The 19,947-nt window shown below is 47.8% G+C and carries 6 protein-coding genes; all 6 read left to right on the top strand.

The window, feature by feature from the left end:
* The first annotated feature begins 20 nt into the window (after positions 1-20).
* The 6 genes from LA360_RS12395 (at position 21) to LA360_RS12370 (ending at position 19,946) form a co-directional block, all read left to right on the top strand.
* Complete coding sequence (locus LA360_RS12395) at positions 21-179, top strand: hypothetical protein (protein ID WP_160116332.1); 159 nt, start codon at positions 21-23, stop codon at positions 177-179.
* A 539-nt stretch (positions 180-718) separates the two neighbouring features.
* Positions 719-13,009, top strand: coding sequence for a SpaA isopeptide-forming pilin-related protein (locus LA360_RS12390; RefSeq protein WP_112482235.1), 12,291 nt, complete (start codon positions 719-721; stop codon positions 13,007-13,009).
* A 204-nt stretch (positions 13,010-13,213) separates the two neighbouring features.
* Positions 13,214-14,353 carry an MATE family efflux transporter gene (locus LA360_RS12385; RefSeq protein ID WP_022200986.1) on the top strand — a complete coding sequence of 380 codons (1,140 nt, stop codon included), beginning with the start codon at positions 13,214-13,216 and terminating at the stop codon, positions 14,351-14,353.
* 248 nt (positions 14,354-14,601) lie between these two features.
* Positions 14,602-15,294, top strand: coding sequence for an iron-sulfur cluster assembly scaffold protein (locus LA360_RS12380; protein ID WP_002569846.1), 693 nt, complete (start codon positions 14,602-14,604; stop codon positions 15,292-15,294).
* 27 nt (positions 15,295-15,321) lie between these two features.
* Complete coding sequence (locus LA360_RS12375) at positions 15,322-16,332, top strand: GGGtGRT protein (RefSeq protein ID WP_002587023.1); 1,011 nt, start codon at positions 15,322-15,324, stop codon at positions 16,330-16,332.
* A gap of 377 nt (positions 16,333-16,709) precedes the next feature.
* Entirely contained in the window at positions 16,710-19,946 is a 3,237-nt protein-coding gene (locus tag LA360_RS12370) for an HD domain-containing protein (RefSeq protein ID WP_002587024.1), read from the top strand.
* The last annotated feature ends 1 nt before the right edge of the window (position 19,947 follow it).

Below are 19,947 nucleotides of genomic sequence, written 5' to 3'. Positions count from 1 at the left end.
TATTCAACGGAAAGAGGGCTATGGAAACAAGAGAGAAAGAAAAAGAGTTGGGTATTGACGTTTTAAGGGTATATATGGTATTCTATATAAAATCGCATGGAAATCTCTGTGCAGGATTCTTATTTGCAGTTTTATGGTCATTTGGCTGGTTCAGCCGTTTTTCACGCAGGAATAATTGAAAAAGGTGGTGGTGTGTGTTTTCGTGTGTTATTCAGGATATAGAGGTGTGTTTTTATGATATCTGTTAGTTTCTCAGTTTCCTAAAGTCAGCGCTGTTTATCAGTAGTCAGTCACGTTCGTAAATCAATATTCTTGAAAAAATCAGAGAGATTATATGTATCTTAAAATTGAAGCATATTATTTTGCACGCTTTGAAATTATTTTGTGCGCCCGGAATATTCATTTTAACAGAAGAAGCGGAAATTTCCCACCTCTGCAGGTGAAGGGATGAATTGCCAGAAACAAACTTAAGGGCAGCGGCGGGCAAAGGGATACAGGAAGAAGAATAACAGGAAGAAAAATAACGAAAAGAAAAACATCGAGAGAATTATGGCAGTAAAGCCGGTTTATGCCGGTCAGTTTATGCCGGTCAGCGGATGCAGGTTGGCAACGGGCGTTGGTGGCGGAATGACGATGGAGCCTGGATAATGGATGGGAAATCCCGCAGCCGGGACAGAGGAGGCATGTAGTGCAAAGTTTTTTTACCGGAGGAGAAAAAATGAGGATAAGGAATACATTGAAACGCGTGATGGCGTTATTTCTTGCAACAGTATTGGTATGTACGGCAGTACGGACCACCAGCGGAGCCGGGGATCTAATTAATTTGAACCCATACCGCCAGGTGTTCCGGGGTAAGAACCTGAATGCATTTGGAAGGACACACCGGGATATGAACATTTACCAGGTGGGGGAAGGCGCGGGAGCCCTGCCGGCATTATGCATACAGGAAGGCCACAAACTTCCGGACGGAAGTCCGGCGAAATATGAGCAATATTATGTGGAGCCGGGGAAGCCGGTTCCCGTCATTGGGCCGTTTGAGCGTTATCTGCCCATGGTGCTTGCCTATGAGTGGCTGGTATCGGATAACTATTATGTTCCGGCGCGCTATGGGGTCGTCCAGGTCTATTACTGGGGATGCATGAATGGATATGAACATAACTGGGCATTGCAGAAGCAGGCCATGGAAAAGTTCCAGGCAGTAATGAATGGGGATCCCATGGTTATGGCCTATTTTGAGGAAATGAAGGCCCACATCCTGGAAGGGGAAGCCGAGTATAATGGTACGGGCAGTTCTTTACTGCCTGCGTGGGCTGGTTCTGTCCAGAAAATGGTCCTGAAAGACGGACATTATGAGCTAACATTGGATATCAGCAGCTGTCCGCAGCTTCAGAGTGCTTCCTGGTCCTTTCCGGATAATCAGTGGTCATATCAACTGGCGCCGGATGGCAGAAGTGTGACATTTCAGTACAATGGAAACCAGGAACCCCAGGGAACAATTGAGTCTGCACAAATCCAGGGAATCGAAAACCGCTTTTACGCTTATATATTTACCCCGGCCGCTTCCGAAAACTTTCAGAAGCAGTTGGGATGGCTGGATTTTAGCCGCCCCATGGCATCTGTCTCCTTTTCAGTTGGAACAGATGCGGTCATGCCGGGCAGCGGTAATTTGGAGTTATACCGCCATTCTGAAACATTTGAGAGCACTTATAACATCGATTTGGAGAAATATTGTGCCGAGACGAATCAGCCGCTAGAGGGAACTGTATTCAACGTGTGGGAAGATTTTGATTTTTCCCAGGTAAATGAGCAGGGGTATGAGGAAGGCGAACCGGATGGGACCAGCGGACAGGTCTATATAAACTGCATGTCGCCGGAACCGGAAAACAATTATATCTGTGACATCCTGACCACGGATACAGATGGATATGCCAGGCACAGCGATGCCAGATATTATAATTACAGCAAAACATACTGCATGGGCCATCCTGCCCCGGAATGGATTGAATGCGACCACGAGGAGGATGAGGATTGCAGCTGTGATGAGGAAAATGACCGGCTTCGCGGGCAGTGGAGGGCAGAACAGGAATTGTGCGCAGCCACATGCGATTTCCATGCCCCGAACCATGATGAGGATAACCGTGAACAGGACACATCGGCTATGGAAGCCATGCTGGCGGACAGGGATGAGACATATGAACGGTTCATAGAATTGGAGTACAGTTATCATTTACAGGAAAAGACGGCGCGGACAGGATATATTCTCCACGGAAAGCACAGCGATGACAAGGAGATAGAAAATGTCCTGCTGTCATCCGCCCAGGCGGGAGGAAATGCCCGTGCAGCTGTATATAGGCCCAGCTCGTTTGTGGGAAAGGCAATTGAGCCTGTATACACGTATGTGGCGGCAATGAGAGAAAGAAGGTCTTACAAATATCCGGTTCCGGATGGTCAGGAGATGGAGCTTGAGGAACAGCGCAGTATATTCAGCCTATTGGGAGATAAGAAGGAAAAGAAGAAGGCAGATGTTCCGTTAAAGGAAGCCGTTGACGGCGGTATTTCTCAGGAACAGGAAAATGCTTCCGGCAGCGCGGGGGAACAGGAGGATGGAGATGGAACACAAGGGGAGGATGAAGGCACACCCGGAAACGGGGGGCAGGATGAGGACGGCAATGAAAGTCAGGAAAGTGAGGCGGATAAAAACGGGAATCTTCAGGCCAAATCGCCGGTGTCCCCACCACCAAATCTATTAAAATCAGGACATGGGAGAACCATTCTATTTTCCGGCATTTCATCAGAAGCACACACAGATAATTTCAAACATCAAACCCAAAAGAAACCAGAAGATACGGAAACTCAGAAAAACGGCATTGCAAGGGAAAATATAGATGAGGACACAGAAAACAGCACAGATAAGGATATGCAGGACATAAAAGACAACACCACAGATACCGCGGATATCCTGGATGAAGCTGAGAGGAATTCTGATAAAGAAAATCAGAGCAGAGCCGTTCAAGGTGATAGGGATGGAGAGGATGGCGTTCAAAGTGAAATATATGAAGAATATGAATATGCCAGAAAGCCAGTCTCACCATCCTATGGCGCGGTTGAATTTGAATATTTCCTGGAAGACACTGAGAAAGATACCGGAGAACCGGATGGGGAAGAAAACCGTGCAGTGCGGTTTATCAGGTCCCTGTTTTCAGGAGAAGAGGATGACGACGACTCCATAACCGTGTCCCTGCCGTCGTTTATGGACGATGACCTGGGATCCATGGATGTATCGGGCTATGGGAAACCGGATACTATACTCTACACCTTTAAGGTCTGGAATCATCGGACAGAGGGCAGGCTGCACATCAATAAAAGGGACTTAGAGCTGCACCGCGCGGACGGGGACAGAAGTTACGGACTGACCCAGGGGGATGCCACACTGGAGGGCGCTGTCTATGGCCTGTTTGCGGCCCAGGATATCATTCACCCGGATGGCAAATCAGGTACTGTTTATAACCAGAATGATTTGACAGCCGTAGCCGCCACGGATAAACAGGGAAATGCCTCTTTCCTGGCATACACGGAAAAACCAGGGTCCAGGCTGGATGATGACGGAAACATAATATCACCGGAGAATGCCGCCGGACCTGAAAATCTTTATAATGGTTCGTCCATCACCTCATCGGACCAGGGATTCGGCACAGATGTTTATCCCGACTATGTGTCTTTAAATGGAGAACAGTGGATTGGGCGGCCCCTTATTATGGGCAGCTATTATGTTATGGAGCTTAGCAGGTCAGAGGGATATGAATTGTCTGTCAGCGGCATTTCCTTAAAGGAAAGCAACCGGACTCAGGATGCGGTCAGCAGGATACATGAGGCCGGACAGGCCCGCATATCAGGCGGCTTGTCCGATTATAATTCCATGGATGCAGACGGCTCCTGGAATAATTTTATTGTAGAGAGCTACAAAACTGAAAATGGATATGATATCACCCTGACCGGATATCCCCAGGGGGCGGAGTTTTATGAAATAAAAACAGGAACAGAGACAAAAACGTACAGGGCGGTTTTGGGAAGTTCCCTTCAGATGAAAGTAGATGACCAGGGCCGCCCTGTCTATCAGACGGCAAAAGGAGGTGAGTATAAGATTGGGACTGACGGTAATCCCATTATCCGGTCGGATACTGCTACGGGCAGTGGCACGGAGGAGCGGATTCCCTATGGGGAGACCCTGCCCTACCGTTTCAGGACAGCCCCATATCCCAGCGGTACGGCTGTACCGGCTGATATGAGTAAATGGGGACAGGCCATTGAACCACATTATCTGTCAGAACAGATTAATGGCATGTTGGAACAGATTGGATACAGACCGGTTTCAGACACTTCGCCGTGGACAAAAATCCGGCTTTCGGGCCAGACCAACGCACAGGCGGCAGAGGAAATCATGGATTGGTACACGGTCCATAACTTCTTTGACTGCGGGTCTGTGGAGGATATATATGAGATGGAGGGTAGTTTCTTTGCTTTGCTGCGCCATGATTATTCATTGGCCGATGCCGCCTTCCCCGCGGTCTATGACTCCGTGAACCGTAAACTGTATGTCCGAAAAACGGCAGAGGTGTCAGGGGGGCTGGCCGGGATGGTTGGTTACTGGATTGAGTATCAAAAGGGTGAATACAGCCTGAAAAGCGCCGTTGTGTCAGTAGGAGAAAAACGGGAAATAAACACGGCCATTCCTTTTGGGAGCAATATAGAAGCTGCGGCCGAAACCGTGTATCAGCCGCTGTATGAGACTTACAGAGAAGGGGATATTGTCCTTGACAGGGAGGGGAATCCCATTCCTCTCCTGGAGCGTGTCTATGAGTATGAAGACAGAACAGAAACATATGAAACAGATAAGCTGGAGCCGGTTTCTGCTGTTTATGATGGGGCCACGGGGAGCTATGTGATTCATGTGGAGAATTCCATGGACTGGAGTGACAGGACAGAGCCGGTATATACGGAATTCCGGGTGGTGACAAAAGAGAAATCCATTGACTGGGAAGGGGAGGAATTGCCTTACAGCCAGTACCTGACAGACATAGCTGGAGTCGGGGTAAGCGCCTTTGCTGCGGTTCCTCCGTTGGATGAAGGAAGCTATGTAGTATTCCAGGCTTTGAATTATCCGGGGCAGAATCAGCCGGTGCAGGAAGCCGGTACTGGTTCTGGTCCGCTGCTGGTATTGCAGAGAGTCATCAAGCAGTCCGTAAAGGTCACAAAAGATATTTCCCAGTCATCCTATGACGGCGTAAATACATACGGAGCTGTCCACAACGACCCGCTGACCGTGCTGCTGGGTTTATTTAAGGGAGACGGCAGTTCCCAGGGCGCAAAGCTGCTGAGTCAGTTTAAATTCAAGGCATATCTGAAGAGTAATCTGGAAAATATCTTTGTGGACAGCGCTGGCAGCATCATTTCAGAAGATATAGGAACAGCGGATTTTAAAGGAGATGTCCAGAAAATCTTTCTGCCTCCTAAGGACGGAAACGGACAGCGGCTTTTGGAAACAAAAGAAGATGGAAGCTATGATTACACAAAATTCTTTGACGCCATGTACGCGGCAGTGCAGGTGGAAAAAGGGAAAAAGCCGCAGGAGGCGATACGGCAGTTTGCTGTGGATTACTATGATATAGATACCTATAAAATGGAAATTCTTGCGGCGGAACCTGGACTTAACAGCGATGCGGCCTACGAAAAGGCGCTACTTCGGGCTGTGAAAGAGGCCGGGAGCTATCTGTCTGTTTTTACCGGACTGGATGACAGGCTGGCCATTGCCTGGGACAGCGACGCTGGCGGAGGGGCTGACAATGATGTGACCACACTGCAATGCAACACCAGGAATGGGAAGGATGATTATTACAATCATTCCATCATGCTTGCGTATGGCACATACGTTATCGTGGAGCAGGTTCCCGCGGACGTGGACAGGGAGCTGGCAAACCGGCATTTTACCAGGGACTATCCCAGGGAGATCACCCTTCCGTTTGTGCCGGATATCGGCCGGGATGAGGGCACGGGGGAAGCGGATGTCAATTATCAGACAGGCAGTCCCTATTTCCGGTATGACAGCACGGATACGCCGGAAGACCTGATCCGCAAATATAAAATACGTTTCAATGAGGAGACCCATATCATACAGGCCAATGGACAGGATGGAAGATTCGAGATATATAAATACGGCCTGGATAAGGATGTGCGGCCGGGCCGCAGCCTGACATCCCAAGCACCCTATGAAGAAGAATATATGGATGGCGGAAATAATGCCGTAAAGGGATATTATGCCGGATATACCTCCCAGAGCGAAGACGCCGGAATCATGGACGGGGTGGTCTATGACGGATATGAAACAGCAGACGGACAGATGGAAGTCAGGGACCAGGTGGCAGCGATGAAAGGGATGCAGACAGCCATAGACGGTAAATTTGCCTCTATGCTGGTTCCGTGGACCGTGCTGCCTCCCGCGGTGGACAGAATCAATCCGGACACGGGAAATGTGGAGACTCTGATTCCCTCCGGAACTGGCGGGGATTTTAATTTCGTGGCCTTTGCCCAGGAGGATTTTGAGGACGAGTATTATAATTCCAGACTTCGTATTGAGAAGCTGGATTCCGAGACAGGCGATTCCATTATCCATGACGGCGCATTGTTTAAGATATATGCGGCTAAAAGGGATGTGGAGAAAAAGGGAATGAGCACGGTCGCAGGGTCCGGAAATGTGTTGTACGGCGAGGCTGTGGACTGGAGGGGAAATCCCGTGACGGATGCAGACGGGAAGAGGATTCTGTATCCGAGAGTAGGTAAGAATAATGGGAGTACGGACGACCTGCCTGTGCGTCTGGATAAGGAAGGGATCCCGCAGTATGATGAAAGCCAGCTGATTAGGCAGGAGGACCAGGAGGGGAATGAGACAGGAATTTTCAGGGCATACTCCACAATCAGGGAAATAGTTATAGACGGTCAGGTGAAAAAGGTGCCGGTGGGATACATTGAGACGTATAAGCCGTTGGGAGCAGGCGCCTATGTGCTGGTGGAGATCCAGGCCCCGGAAGGGTATGTAAAGAGCCGTCCGGTGGCGTTTGAAGTGTACGCGGACAGCGTATCGTTTTACAGGGAAAAAAGAAATACGGACGGAACCACGGATGGATGGGAAGAGGATACGGCTGTGAAATACCAGTATGCCATTCCAGTGGCCGGCAGTACCAATAAAGTCCGGACCCGGACTGTCAGCCGGATAAAGGTGGAGGACTATCCTTCCAGGATGGAAATTCATAAAGTGGAGGACGGGGATTCCCTGGTGGGAAACCAGAACATCCTTCAGAAGACCGATGCACAGGGCATGGCGGAAACAAGCGGAGGTTTTGAGGAAAATGTCACGGTCAATGACGCCGGGGACCGGTTGGCTTATAAGGTAAGCGGCCGTAAGGAAAAGCTGGAGGAACGGGGGGATGTGAGAGATATTGTTTACAATCCGGAAACCATGCAGTGGGATGGGTATGTGACTAAGCCATTTGACGAATACTCAGAACATATAGTGGAGGGGACGGAAAAGGCGCTAAAGGCCATGCCCGGCGTAAAACCGCTGTATCTGCCAGACGGTACCTTTTCAGGCAGGGGAATCCGCTTTGACATTTCCGTATCCGGCGCAGGATTGTCCCTGTACCATGCCATAGAAATTGAAAAAACGGGGGAACATGTCTATAAGGGCGTAAGCGCTACTGTCAAGGACGGCAGGGTAACGGGGATTACGGATACAAATACCGGTACTCATAAGGAAATACGTGTGGTTGGTGAGGAAAACAGTCCGGGTAACGCCATGAAAACACATAAGGCCTCGTGGAATGTGTGGGATACCGTCATTGTGGATAATGCCCCGGTAAATCTGTATTTCTATGATTTGAATCAGGTGGATACCAGGGAAGACCCGGATACGGGAGAGCTGCTGGTGCTGGATAAAAAAGGGAATCCGCTGTGTTTCGCGGATTCCGTCACCGGCATGGCATATGTCTATGATGACTATGGACGTATGCTGGCATACACAGTGGATGATGAGGGAAATAAGATACTGGTCAAATCCATACAGGTACGGAAGGATGAAAATGGACAGACGATTTATGAGAATAAAACAACAGTGGATGATGAAAATGGACTGCCCATCTATTATACAGGCAAAAACGTAGCGGCAAAGGATGAGTCCTGGACAACAGACAACAGCATGGACTCTTACGGAACTCCGGAAACGTCCGGCGCCGGACATTCGATTGCCCGCCTGCCCTTTGGCGCCTATATACTTGAAGAGCAGGGCGTCCCCTATGATCAGGGATATATCCAGGCCAGGCATATGGGGCTTATACTCAGGGACACAGACGAGGTACAGAAATATTTCATGCAGAATGAATTTACCAAAACTGCCTTTGCGAAGCTGGATGTGCGGACCCAGAAGGAGGTAAGAGGAGCGGTCATGACCCTGTACCGGGCCGGTCTGGACAGTGACGGATCCCCCCTTAAGGAGCAGGATGGCATATACAAAAAAGGCCAGGTCTATGCCTCATGGATTAGCGGATACCAGTACGATGATAACGGAAACATGAAGATGGATGAACACGGGGAACCTGTAACGACAACAGAACCCCATTGGATTGACCACATTCCAGTTGGATATTATGTACTGGAGGAAACCATTTGTCCTTATGAACAGGGATATGTTCAGTCAGAGGCGGTGAATATTGACGTACTGGAAACAGGGGATGTTCAGAGCTTTGAGATGGAGGATGATTTTACATCCATTGATATTCTGAAATACGACACAAGAAATGGTGATGTAATCTACGGGGACAGCGAAGCGTACCTGACCTTATACCGTCCAATACTGGATGAAAAGGGATTTCCGGTGCTGGAAAATGGAATTCCCAGGTACGATGAAACGGGAAGGATATTCACATTCCGGGCCGCTACATATAAGGATGGTCAGGAGGTGGCGGCCACAGGCCGCGTGGTCCCGGACGCAGGCGGAAATCATCCAATCATAAAGTATGATTATGATTTCCGGGAAATTCCCGGCACATATCAGGGACGGTATTATTATACGGAGCAAGGGACCGTGCGCCTGGAGTATCTGCCTGTAGGAAATTATGTGCTGGCAGAGACAGAAAATCCTGAGGGCTATGCCACAGCGGACCCCATACTTATTAATATAGAAGAAAAAGGGCACTTGAAAGAGATACAATATTTTAAGATGGGGGATAAGCCGCTTGAACTGGAGGTCTCCAAGGCGGATATCACCGGCGGTAAGGAGGTAAACGGTGCAAAACTTGCCATTTATCCGGTGGATGAAAGGGGAAATGTATCGGAAATGCCTCTTGTGCTCCACCAACCCTCAGAAGATGGACAATATCAGGATATTGAGGCGGTCTGGATTTCGGGACTGGACGGAAGGTACACGAAGGAGGATGAGTACCAAGGGCTTATCCCGCCAGGTTTTCAGCCAGGGGATTTAAAACCTCATATATTGGAGTACATCCCGGAAGGTGATTATATCCTCAGGGAGATAACAACTCCGTACGGATTTCTGCAGTCGGTAGATATTCCCTTTACTATTACGGACAGCCGGATACTGCAAAAAACAGAAATGACAGATGAAATCCCGGATGGAATTCTCCGTATTATAAAAAGTGATTCGGACCAGCCGGATGAAAAACTGCAGGGAGCAGAGTTTTGCCTGGTGAACCAGACAACGGGCTCCATATGCGGTACCGTAACCACGGACCAGCAGGGACAGGCGCAGTTTGGTCCACAACCCATTGGCTATGTGGACCGGGATGGGAATTTTAAACCCTATACCTATGTGTGCAGTGAGACAAAGGCAGCCCCCGGGCACATGCTGACCCTTGAACCGTATGAATTCCAATTTCATTACAGGAATGAGCTGACAGACATCATTGTCTGTGAATATAACCCCGCCAACGACACCAACCGGGTAGTTACGGACAAGCTGTCAGGTGATACAGAGGAAATGCTGGAAGGCGCAGTACTCAGAATCGAGCGCAGGACAGAATCAGGATGGAAGACAGCGGAAGAATGGACAACCGGCAGGCAGGGGCATTATACAAAGAATCTGAGTGCAGGAGAATACCGTCTGGTTGAGGTGAAAGCGCCGGAGGGATATGAACTGCAGGAAACTCCTGTCGAATTTACTATCAGGGACGGAATGACCGAGATTCCCCGTCTGGTTATGCGCAATTATACAACCATCGTAGATGTGGAAAAGACGTCGGCGGAAACAGGAAACCTGCTGGGAGGCGCCAGATTGCAGCTCATTGATAAGTCTGACGGAAAGGTGGTCCGGGAGTGGACATCCGAGGCAGGAAGCGGACAGCGTTTTTACGGGTTGAAACCGGGCACATATATCATCCATGAACTTCAGGCCCCATCCGGATATGAGAGGACTGAGGATCGGGAAATTGTGGTAAAAGACTGGACCGGGACAGAGGGACCGGAAATGGGCCGGGGGGATGATAAGGTATTGCACAATATGGTTCAGGTATTCCGGTTTGAGAACCGGACAGCATCCTCATCCGGCGGAGGCAACAGGCCAAGACCAAAGGTGGAGTACATTACATTTAAGAAAACAGATGTTTCCGGAAGGGTACTCCGGGGGGCGGAATTCACATTTTATGACCAGACGGGCCGGGCAATCGGTACCTCTGTCAGCGACAGCACAGGAACGTTCCGCATAAGAAGGCCCGAAAATGGTACATACACCTTCCGGGAAACAAAGGCGCCAAACGGATATGCATTAAATCCAGACATATTCAGTTTTACAGTCAATGGCAGTGATGTCATAAGGGGTACATATGAGGTTGTGGATAAGGAATTGGAGTTTACAATTACAAAGCTGGATGGAGACAGCGGCCTGCCTCTTATGGGAGCCAGGTTCAGGATCGAAAAAGGAGTAAGCGGTGTTGCGGATAAGGGGCTGGAGACTGAGGGCGAGGGGGGAACCGAAGCTGTAACCGGCGCGGACGGTACATTTACTTATCATTCAGCAACACCCGGCCTGTATGTCATTCGTGAGACAGAGGCACCTCAGGGATATCAGCTGGCTGATGAGGTATACGAGTTTACACTGGATGCGGTGGGGCGGATACTGGGTGGAGCAATGACGCAGGACGGTGCGGTGATGCAGGATGGTATAATCACACAGGACGGAATAATTATATATAATTGGAAGGAAAAGCCGCCGGTCAGGAAAATAGGAAGCATTACAGCTGTGTATCAAGCGGGAAACCGGTTTGGAAAAGGAACATATCATTTTGGGTCCGGCCACAGGGATACGGTAAGGACCGGAGACGACCTGCCCGTGGCAGCGGCAGCAGCAATGACAGTTTTATGTGTGGCGGGCTTTAGTATGTGTCTGCGTATGAAACGAAAGAAGGAATGGAGTCAGGGCAGGAAATGGATGGTATTTATTCTGATTTTGATACCCATAACAATTTATCTGGCCTTTGATGTGATGGCGGAGGAAACGGATACCTTATCTGTCTCAGGGAAGATGATATATACCTCTATGGAAGACATAGAGCCTGTCCCGCAAACCGCCTGGATATTAGCCAGAGACGATATATCAGGAAAGGAACGGAATGTTCTGCTGCCACTGGTAAGTTATCATTTTTCTGATAAACATTGGGAGGACGGGTTCCGGCTGGATTTGACGGTGGCGGATTATGACGCAGGTTTTTATGAAGTTGGCGGGGTGAGGATTGAAGCACGGAAGGAGGATATTAGGGAGAGCCTGACAAGCCATGAGACGGAAATTTTAAGTCAGGCAGGCCTGGATTCGGAAGCGTACAGGATTGAGCAATTCCAGTGGAATGGTGAGATTTATGAGAAGGATGGGGTGCTGTGCCGAAATTTGACAGCGGTCGGACGTAAATTGGTTGCGGACTGCACAGCAGTTTATGGAGGGGAGATTAGCAGGAGCGTATTTCTGGATGACATCGAAGGGGATGACGAGAGCGGACAGATTGGATATTCAGGGATTGACGAGAGGTATGTTGTTAAAAACAGTGTGCGGCCGCTGTTTTCGGGGATAACTGCGTTTGTAGTTGGGATTTGTTCTGTGGTATTGATTGCAGCCGTGGCTCTGACTATGATTAAGCGGACAAGACCGTATGGTATGGCGGTGGCTATGTTCATGTTCTTCGCGGGAGTTGTGTTCAGCCTGCGTTTTCTGGTTAAGACGGGGTTGGACTATGCTGATGGGCGCAGGGGGTATCGTATGGTACAGGATGAGGCTTATGGAAGGGAAGTGAAGGAAATCCGGGAAGGATATGCTGCTGAGGCGGTGGATGTTAATGGAGAGGGATACTCGGATGAGGTGAGGTATACTGACGGGAAGGAAAACCCTAAAGGTAATTCTGCCTGTGGAAAGCCTGACCTGAATGAAGCGGCCCTGGTTTCCATCAATCCGGAATACCAGTTCTGGCTGTCTGTACCTGGAACCGAAATTGATTATCCGGTGGTGCGGCATGAAGATAACGAATATTATCTGAATCATAACTTTTATCAGGAACAGCATATATCAGGCTGCGTTTTTGCGGATTCCTCGGCTGTTCCCCTGGCTGTGGACAACACGGTGCTGTATGGGCATAACATGAAGGACGGAAGTATGTTTGCTGATTTGAAAAAATATGGCGAGGAAGCTTTTTTTCGGGAAAATCCTGTCATACAGGTATTTTACAGGGGAAAGTGGCTGGAATGTCCCATTTTTTCCTGTCAGCTCCGTCATCAGAGCGACGCCGGAGCCTATGGCACTAACTTTATGGAGGAGGAGTGGCTGCCCTATCTTGAGAAAATGGGGGCAGCGTCCCTCTATGAGACGGGAATCATTCCAGAAGGGGATGAGAAACTTATAACGCTTTCAACTTGCTACGGCAAAGACCAATATCTGATTGTGCAGGCGCTGCTGCATGGTATGTGATACCCGTATAGTAGTATTTTCTGAGGTGGACAGCACATTTTTTTCTGGATTTTTTGAATGGGTGTGACGCTGGTTGTTGGGATTGGTGGGGATGGGGCGTGTAAAACAAAAAAGTTAACGCTGCCCCTGGCTGTCATGTATATTGCATATAAAGCAGAAAAATAGTATAGTAATAGAAGCATTATGCAAATACGGTGGCAATAGGTGACATTAGTGAAAAAGAATATAGACTTACTAAATGGAAATATACTCACATCCCTGACTGAGCTGGCACTGCCAATCATGGCCACATCACTGGTCCAGACTGCCTATAATCTGACGGATATGGCCTGGATTGGCATGGTGGGAAGCGATGCAGTGGCAGCGGTTGGAGCGGCTGCCATGTATACCTGGCTGTCCTCCGGTGTTGCCGCCCTGGCCAGGATGGGGGGACAGGTGAAATCTGCTCATGCCTATGGGGAAGGAAACAGAAGGGAAGCGGTACAGTACGGAAAGGGAGCCTTGCAGCTGGCTCTGGTTCTGGCCGCTGCGTATGGAATCATAACAAATCTTTTTGCGGGACCCCTGATAGGCTTTTTCCACCTCAATTCGTCTTTGGTGGTCAAAGATGCAATTGTGTATCTGAGAATTGCATGCGGCCTTATTCTCTTTGCGTTTATTGGACAGACACTGACGGGCTTGTATACGGCTTCCGGCAACAGCAGGACTCCCTTTGTGGCCAACTGCATCGGTATGGGGGCCAATATTGTGTTGGATCCTCTGCTTATCTTTGGCCTGGGGCCAATTCACGGCATGGGAGTAGCCGGTGCAGCCGTTGCTACGGTGACAGCCCAGAGAGTAGGAGGACAGATTGAATCCATTTCGTGGATGACAGCAGATGGTTTCGGGACAGCCATCAATGCATTTGTAGGGCAAAACTATGGCGCGGGAAACCTGAAGCGGGTAAAAAAGGGGTATATGACGGCATCTGCCATTATGTTTATATGGGGTATCTTTACCACATGCCTCCTTATATTTGGGGCAGCGCCCATATTCAGCCTGTTTATCCATGAGCCGGAGGTTATACCGGCCGGAGCTGATTATCTTCGCATTATCGGATTTTCGGAAATGTTCATGTGTGTGGAACTGATGACTGTGGGAGCCCTGTCCGGTATGGGAAAGACAATGGAGGCGTCTGTCATAACCATTATTCTCACAACGGCGCGCATTCCGCTTGCCGTGATACTGGGTGGAACGGCCCTGGGCCTGAATGGCATTTGGTGGGCCCTGACTATTTCAAGCATTGTAAAAGGAATTATTTTCTTTGGGTATTATCTTCATATTATGAAGAGGATGAAGGCATAGGTGCCGCGGCTGATATGCTGTGGCTTGACAGCCTTGCTGTACCGGATGAATCGTTAATAAACAAAATACCAGATTATAAAATTGGTAAAAATGATACTAAATCATGTCGAAAATATAAGGAATACCAGAGAATAAACCACTTGCATAATGTCGGATTTTGTGAGAGAATAGAACCAAGTATGATGTGATAAATTTAACGAATGGGCACTGTACTTGATCAAATTCATTTTTGAAAGGAGTTTTAACACATGATTTATTCACATGAAGTAGAAGAGATGTGCACAGTTGCACAGGGCGTTCATCATGGCGCTGCTCCAATTCCGGAAGAAGCAAAATGGGTAAAATCAAAAGAAGTCAAAGACATTTCCGGCCTGACCCACGGCGTAGGCTGGTGTGCTCCTCAGCAGGGTGCCTGCAAGCTGACACTGAATGTAAAGGAAGGAATCATCCAGGAAGCCCTGGTTGAGACCATCGGATGTTCAGGCATGACACACTCCGCCGCTATGGCAGCAGAGATTCTGCCGGGCCGTACTGTGTTAGAAGCTTTAAATACAGACCTGGTATGTGACGCTATCAATACAGCTATGAGAGAACTGTTCCTTCAGATTGTTTACGGAAGAACACAGAGTGCATTCTCTGAGGATGGACTTCCTGTAGGAGCTGGTCTGGAAGATTTAGGAAAGGGCCTCCGTTCCCAGGTTGGAACCATGTACGGAACCCTGAAGAAAGGTCCCCGCTATTTGGAGATGGCTGAAGGTTATGTAACCGGTATTGCACTGGATGCAGACGATCAGATCATTGGTTATCAGTTCGTAAGCCTTGGCAAGATGACTGATTTCATCAAGAAGGGCGACGATCCTAACACAGCATGGGAGAAGGCACAGGGCCAGTACGGCCGCGTTGCTGACGCTGTTAAGATTATCGATCCACGTAAAGAATGATGAAGACCGAATAGGAGGAATAAGAAGATGGCATTATTTGAATCATATGAGAGAAGAATTGACAAAATCAATTCTGTATTAAACAGCTATGGCATTGCTTCCATTGAAGAAGCTGAGAAGATTACGAAAGATGCAGGCCTGGACATTTATGATCAGGTTAAGAAAATCCAGCCAATCTGTTTTGAGAACGCCTGTTGGGCATACATAGTAGGTGCTGCTATTGCTATTAAAAAGGATTGCAGAAGGGCAGCTGATGCAGCTGCAGCTATCGGCGAGGGCCTTCAGTCATTCTGTATTCCGGGTTCTGTTGCTGACCAGCGTAAGGTTGGTTTAGGACACGGCAACCTGGGCAAGATGCTTTTGGAAGAAGAGACTGACTGTTTCTGCTTCCTGGCAGGCCATGAGTCCTTTGCCGCCGCTGAGGGCGCTATCGGTATCGCTGAGAAGGCAAACAAGGTTCGCCAGAAACCACTGCGCGTTATCCTGAACGGTTTAGGAAAGGATGCTGCACAGATTATCTCCAGAATCAACGGATTTACTTATGTGGAGACAGAGATGGATTACTATACAGGCGAGGTTAAAGAGCTGTGGAGAAAGTCTTACTCCGAGGGACTTCGCGCAAAGGTTAACTGCTACGGCGCTAATGACGTAACAGAAGGCGTTGCTATCATGTGGAAGGAAGGCGTTGATGTTTCCATTACCGGTAACTCCACCAATCCAACCAGATTCCAGCACCCGGTTGCGGGAACCTATAAGAAGGAATGCGTAGAGAAGGGCAAGAAGTACTTCTCCGTTGCATCCGGCGGTGGTACAGGCCGTACTCTGCATCCGGACAACATGGCAGCTGGTCCTGCTTCCTACGGCATGACCGATACCATGGGACGTATGCATTCTGACGCTCAGTTCGCGGGTTCTTCTTCCGTACCTGCACATGTTGAGATGATGGGGCTTATCGGCGCTGGTAATAACCCAATGGTTGGTATGACAGTGGCGATTGCGGTTAGCATCGAGGAAGCGGCGAAGGCTGGGAAATTCTAGGAACCTCCTTGTAAATAGTTGGTTTAATAAGGAAAAAGAATTTTCTGTGGTTGGAACAGAAAAATTGATGTAAGTTATCTTATTGACATTTATGATTATATGACGTAATATAATATTAGCAGAGAAAAGCGAATGTGTTTCAATGGTGCACAGACGAATCCCCAGGGAGTTGCAGCTCCCTGGGGATTCTATTTTCCTTTTGAAGAGGAGTAACTTAGGCTGACTGTTGGTTATTTGTCTCCATCTGGCTGCTTTCGGTTTGCGTTTCCGGTCTGCTGCTGGTTTACGCAAATCACCAATATACGCGGATAATATTTTATAGTATAATATAACCAGGATTAACCAAATACGGTAAAACGGAAATCGGGGATTGTCAGATGAAATATAAAGATACTTTATTATGGAAGAAACTGGAAGGAAATATAAGCGTAAAGAATCAGCATGCCATGGAATCCTTATGCGACGCGGCGATTACCATGTTAAAAACAGTACGGGATACATTTCCCACCTATACCCTGCATGACGAAGTACATGTTGTCAACGTTATACACGCAATAGAAAATTTACTGGGAGAAGAGGGAATCGGGAAGTTAACTGAAGGGGAAACCGAACTTCTCTTATTGGCGGCATGTTATCATGATATAGGCATGTGTTACTCAAAACAGGAAAAACAGTCGGAATTAAACAGTATCCGATTCAAACGGTATTTGGAACAGCATCCGTCTGCGGATGTCCTAATGTTTGAAAATGAGGGGGAAATACCGGCAAAGATTCAGGTTGATTTTTTCAGGAGCATTCACCATGAGAGAATTGCAAAGATTCTGAAAGACTCCCTGGATGTTTCCAATGTCCGCAGGGACAGGCTGATTAAAGTATGCCAAAGCCATGGAGAGAATATCGAAAGGGTAAAAGAAATACCATACGACAATTTCAACGAGATTGATTACTGCTTCTGTGCCGTGTTGCTGCGGTTGGGGGACATATTGGATTTCGACGTGACCAGAAGTCCGGAAATTCTATATGAATACCAGAAAATCGAAGATGCCCAGGACCGTCAGTCTGTAATTGAGTGGAGGAAGCATCAGTCGTCACTGGGATTCAGGTATCCCAAACAGGCTAGCAGGGACGCCCTTGCGTTTAGAGCCGTGAGCAACAGCATGCAGACAGAACACTTTATTCATATGTTCCTGGACTATATAGATTTAGAGCTGAGGAATTGTTCCGAGGTAATAAGCAATAACTGCTCTGACAGATGGAGAAACCTTGCCCTGCCAATCCAGATTGACAGAAGCGGAATTGAGAGTAATGGATATCGGACCGGGGAATACCACTTAACCATGGATTCTGAGCGGGTTCTTGAGCTTTTGGTGGGAAATGATTTATATACCCATTCAGCGGTGTTTATCCGTGAATTGCTGCAGAATTCTCTGGATGCCATTGGTACCCGCAGAATGCTTGACAGGAATTACGGTTTTGACAGTTGGATGAAGGAAAAGCCGTCTGTTGTAATTACCACATGGATGGATCCGGATGGGAATGATTGGCTGAGGGTGGACGATAATGGGATTGGTATGACTGAGAAGATAATTCTGGATTATTTTTTAAAGGTTGGCCGCTCTTACTATACATCTCCTGAATTTTATCAGGGGTATTACAGAAATAAGGATTACTATGACTATAAACCAATCAGCCAGTTTGGTATCGGAATCCTGTCGTGTTTCTTATGCGGAGACAGGATAGAGGTAAGCACAAGACACTATAAGGAGGGCCACGGAATCCGTTTCGGTATGATTGGCACCAGCGGGTATTATAGCCTTGCAGATGAGGAAAATGGAGATACCGGGGAAATGATGCCATCCATGGATGAATCCGGGCGGGAGCCGTTCCGTCAGACACCGGGAACATCCATTGCGGTTAGGATGAATTTATTTCGTCACGGGAATAGCGGCAGCGTAAAGAACATCGTGAAGGATTATGTGCTTTTCCCGGACGTGCCCATTGTGTATAAGGACAGCTATGAGACGATTTATTTTCCTATGGCGGAGGAACTGATTGAGGACATAAAAGCAAACCAGGTGATTCGGATTCCGTTTACAGATGAGGAGATAGATTATATAAGCCGGAGTTTCAAAGAGATATGCTGGGTTAAAAGGCCGGAAATTGTCCTGGAATGCAGGAATATTCAGGACTATGTACCTGTTCCTTCTATAAGGGGCGGCACCTTTCTGATTACGGTTGATGGAGAGCTTGCGCATGACCTGGATTTCAGGATAGGAGATATCCGGGTGGGACGTTCTCTGAACCAGGAGATAAGTTTTGAGAATAAAATGCTGCATATACTTATGTCATATGAAATGCACTGGGATGGTGTCAGTGACAGCGGCTTGAATGTAGGCGGCCTTGAGTCAGTTGTAAAAGAAATGTTTCAGAAATATAAAGATATAAGCCATATCCACAGACAATGCGGAGAAATGCTTCAGACGAAGAAATACAGCAAAGAACAGCTGCTGCAGGAATTGAACGGCAATGACGGGGATGTTGCATCAGATGAACTGGAGGAAATAGTAAACAGAGGGCTGGAGATATATAATGGGTTAGAGAGGACAGAACTTTCAAATCGCAGCACAGTAAACATTTCGGTTCCCCTGGAGAGAAATCCTCAGCTGAAAAGGTTAGCTGAAAAATATATGTATCACTATATGGAGGGCAGGGAAAGGGGCATAAACGGGGTGTCCGTCACAGCCTATAACGGAATTAAAGTTAACTGGAATTGGTCAGACTACAGCTGGTTGAGACAATGGGTTAATTATACAATCGTACTTTTACAGGGAAGGTTTAAACCGATGTTGAATATGAGCAGGGAACGTGTTAAGCACTTTTCCGTGGAGACCATGGGATACCTGTCTGTATTGGAACGCCGGCTTCCGGGAACAGAACTGGATTATGGACAGATAGGATATTATGATAACTGTCCTTTAAGTGAGTATTTGATATTATTGAATAATGCTGAGTTTTCCAAGGCGGCGGAATCGGTTTATCTGTGCGGGATAAATCTGACAATTGAAAAATTAAAGACCATGCTTAAGGAGAACGATGAAGATAATGGCATATGCTTAAACACAGGTTCACTGTCTCACAGTAATTCTTTTGAAATTGAAAACAGACCGGATGAAAACATAGTTCGGGCATTGGTCCAAAAGAATTGCAGACTGAAGTGTAAAATGAGCAGTAACGGATGCAGTATGTCTTTGTACGCCATAGGGTTGAGGGAAGATGGATTCACGGAAAGCGAACTTGTATTTCCTCCTCTGTTATTTGCGGAATCAGATGAGGCGGACAGCCGCATTTTGACGGAAGAAAACAGCATAGGCCGAAATATAATCAATGCCAGCCATCCATTTTCACGATGGCTGACAGATAATGCCATAGAATTAGAAAGGAGTTACAGGGGAAGTCTGAATGCAATTATTAAATGCCTGCGGGAGGAGGATGGGGATATAATGACAGCAGAAATCAATAAAATATTACAGAATTTAAGGATGATATCAAGGTGTAAGGTGAGGGTGCCCAATGATATTGACTTAAAGGGCAGTGATTTTTTGAGGATTGAGTGAT

Origin of the sequence: Enterocloster clostridioformis (assembly GCF_020297485.1) — a bacterium.
Classification (GTDB): domain Bacteria; phylum Bacillota; class Clostridia; order Lachnospirales; family Lachnospiraceae; genus Enterocloster; species Enterocloster clostridioformis.
Note: the sequence above shows the minus strand (reverse complement) of the source record. Positions and strands in the feature narration are given on the sequence as shown.

Bases quoted from the DNA above. Each gene is read 5' to 3' on its own strand.
- LA360_RS12380 (WP_002569846.1), top strand. From the start codon at position 14,602: ATGATTTATTCACATGAAGTAGAAGAGATGTGCACAGTTGCACAGGGC.
- LA360_RS12375 (WP_002587023.1), top strand. From the start codon at position 15,322: ATGGCATTATTTGAATCATATGAGAGAAGAATTGACAAAATCAATTCT.
- LA360_RS12370 (WP_002587024.1), top strand. From the start codon at position 16,710: ATGAAATATAAAGATACTTTATTATGGAAGAAACTGGAAGGAAATATA.
- LA360_RS12395 (WP_160116332.1), top strand. From the start codon at position 21: ATGGAAACAAGAGAGAAAGAAAAAGAGTTGGGTATTGACGTTTTAAGG.
- LA360_RS12390 (WP_112482235.1), top strand. From the start codon at position 719: ATGAGGATAAGGAATACATTGAAACGCGTGATGGCGTTATTTCTTGCA.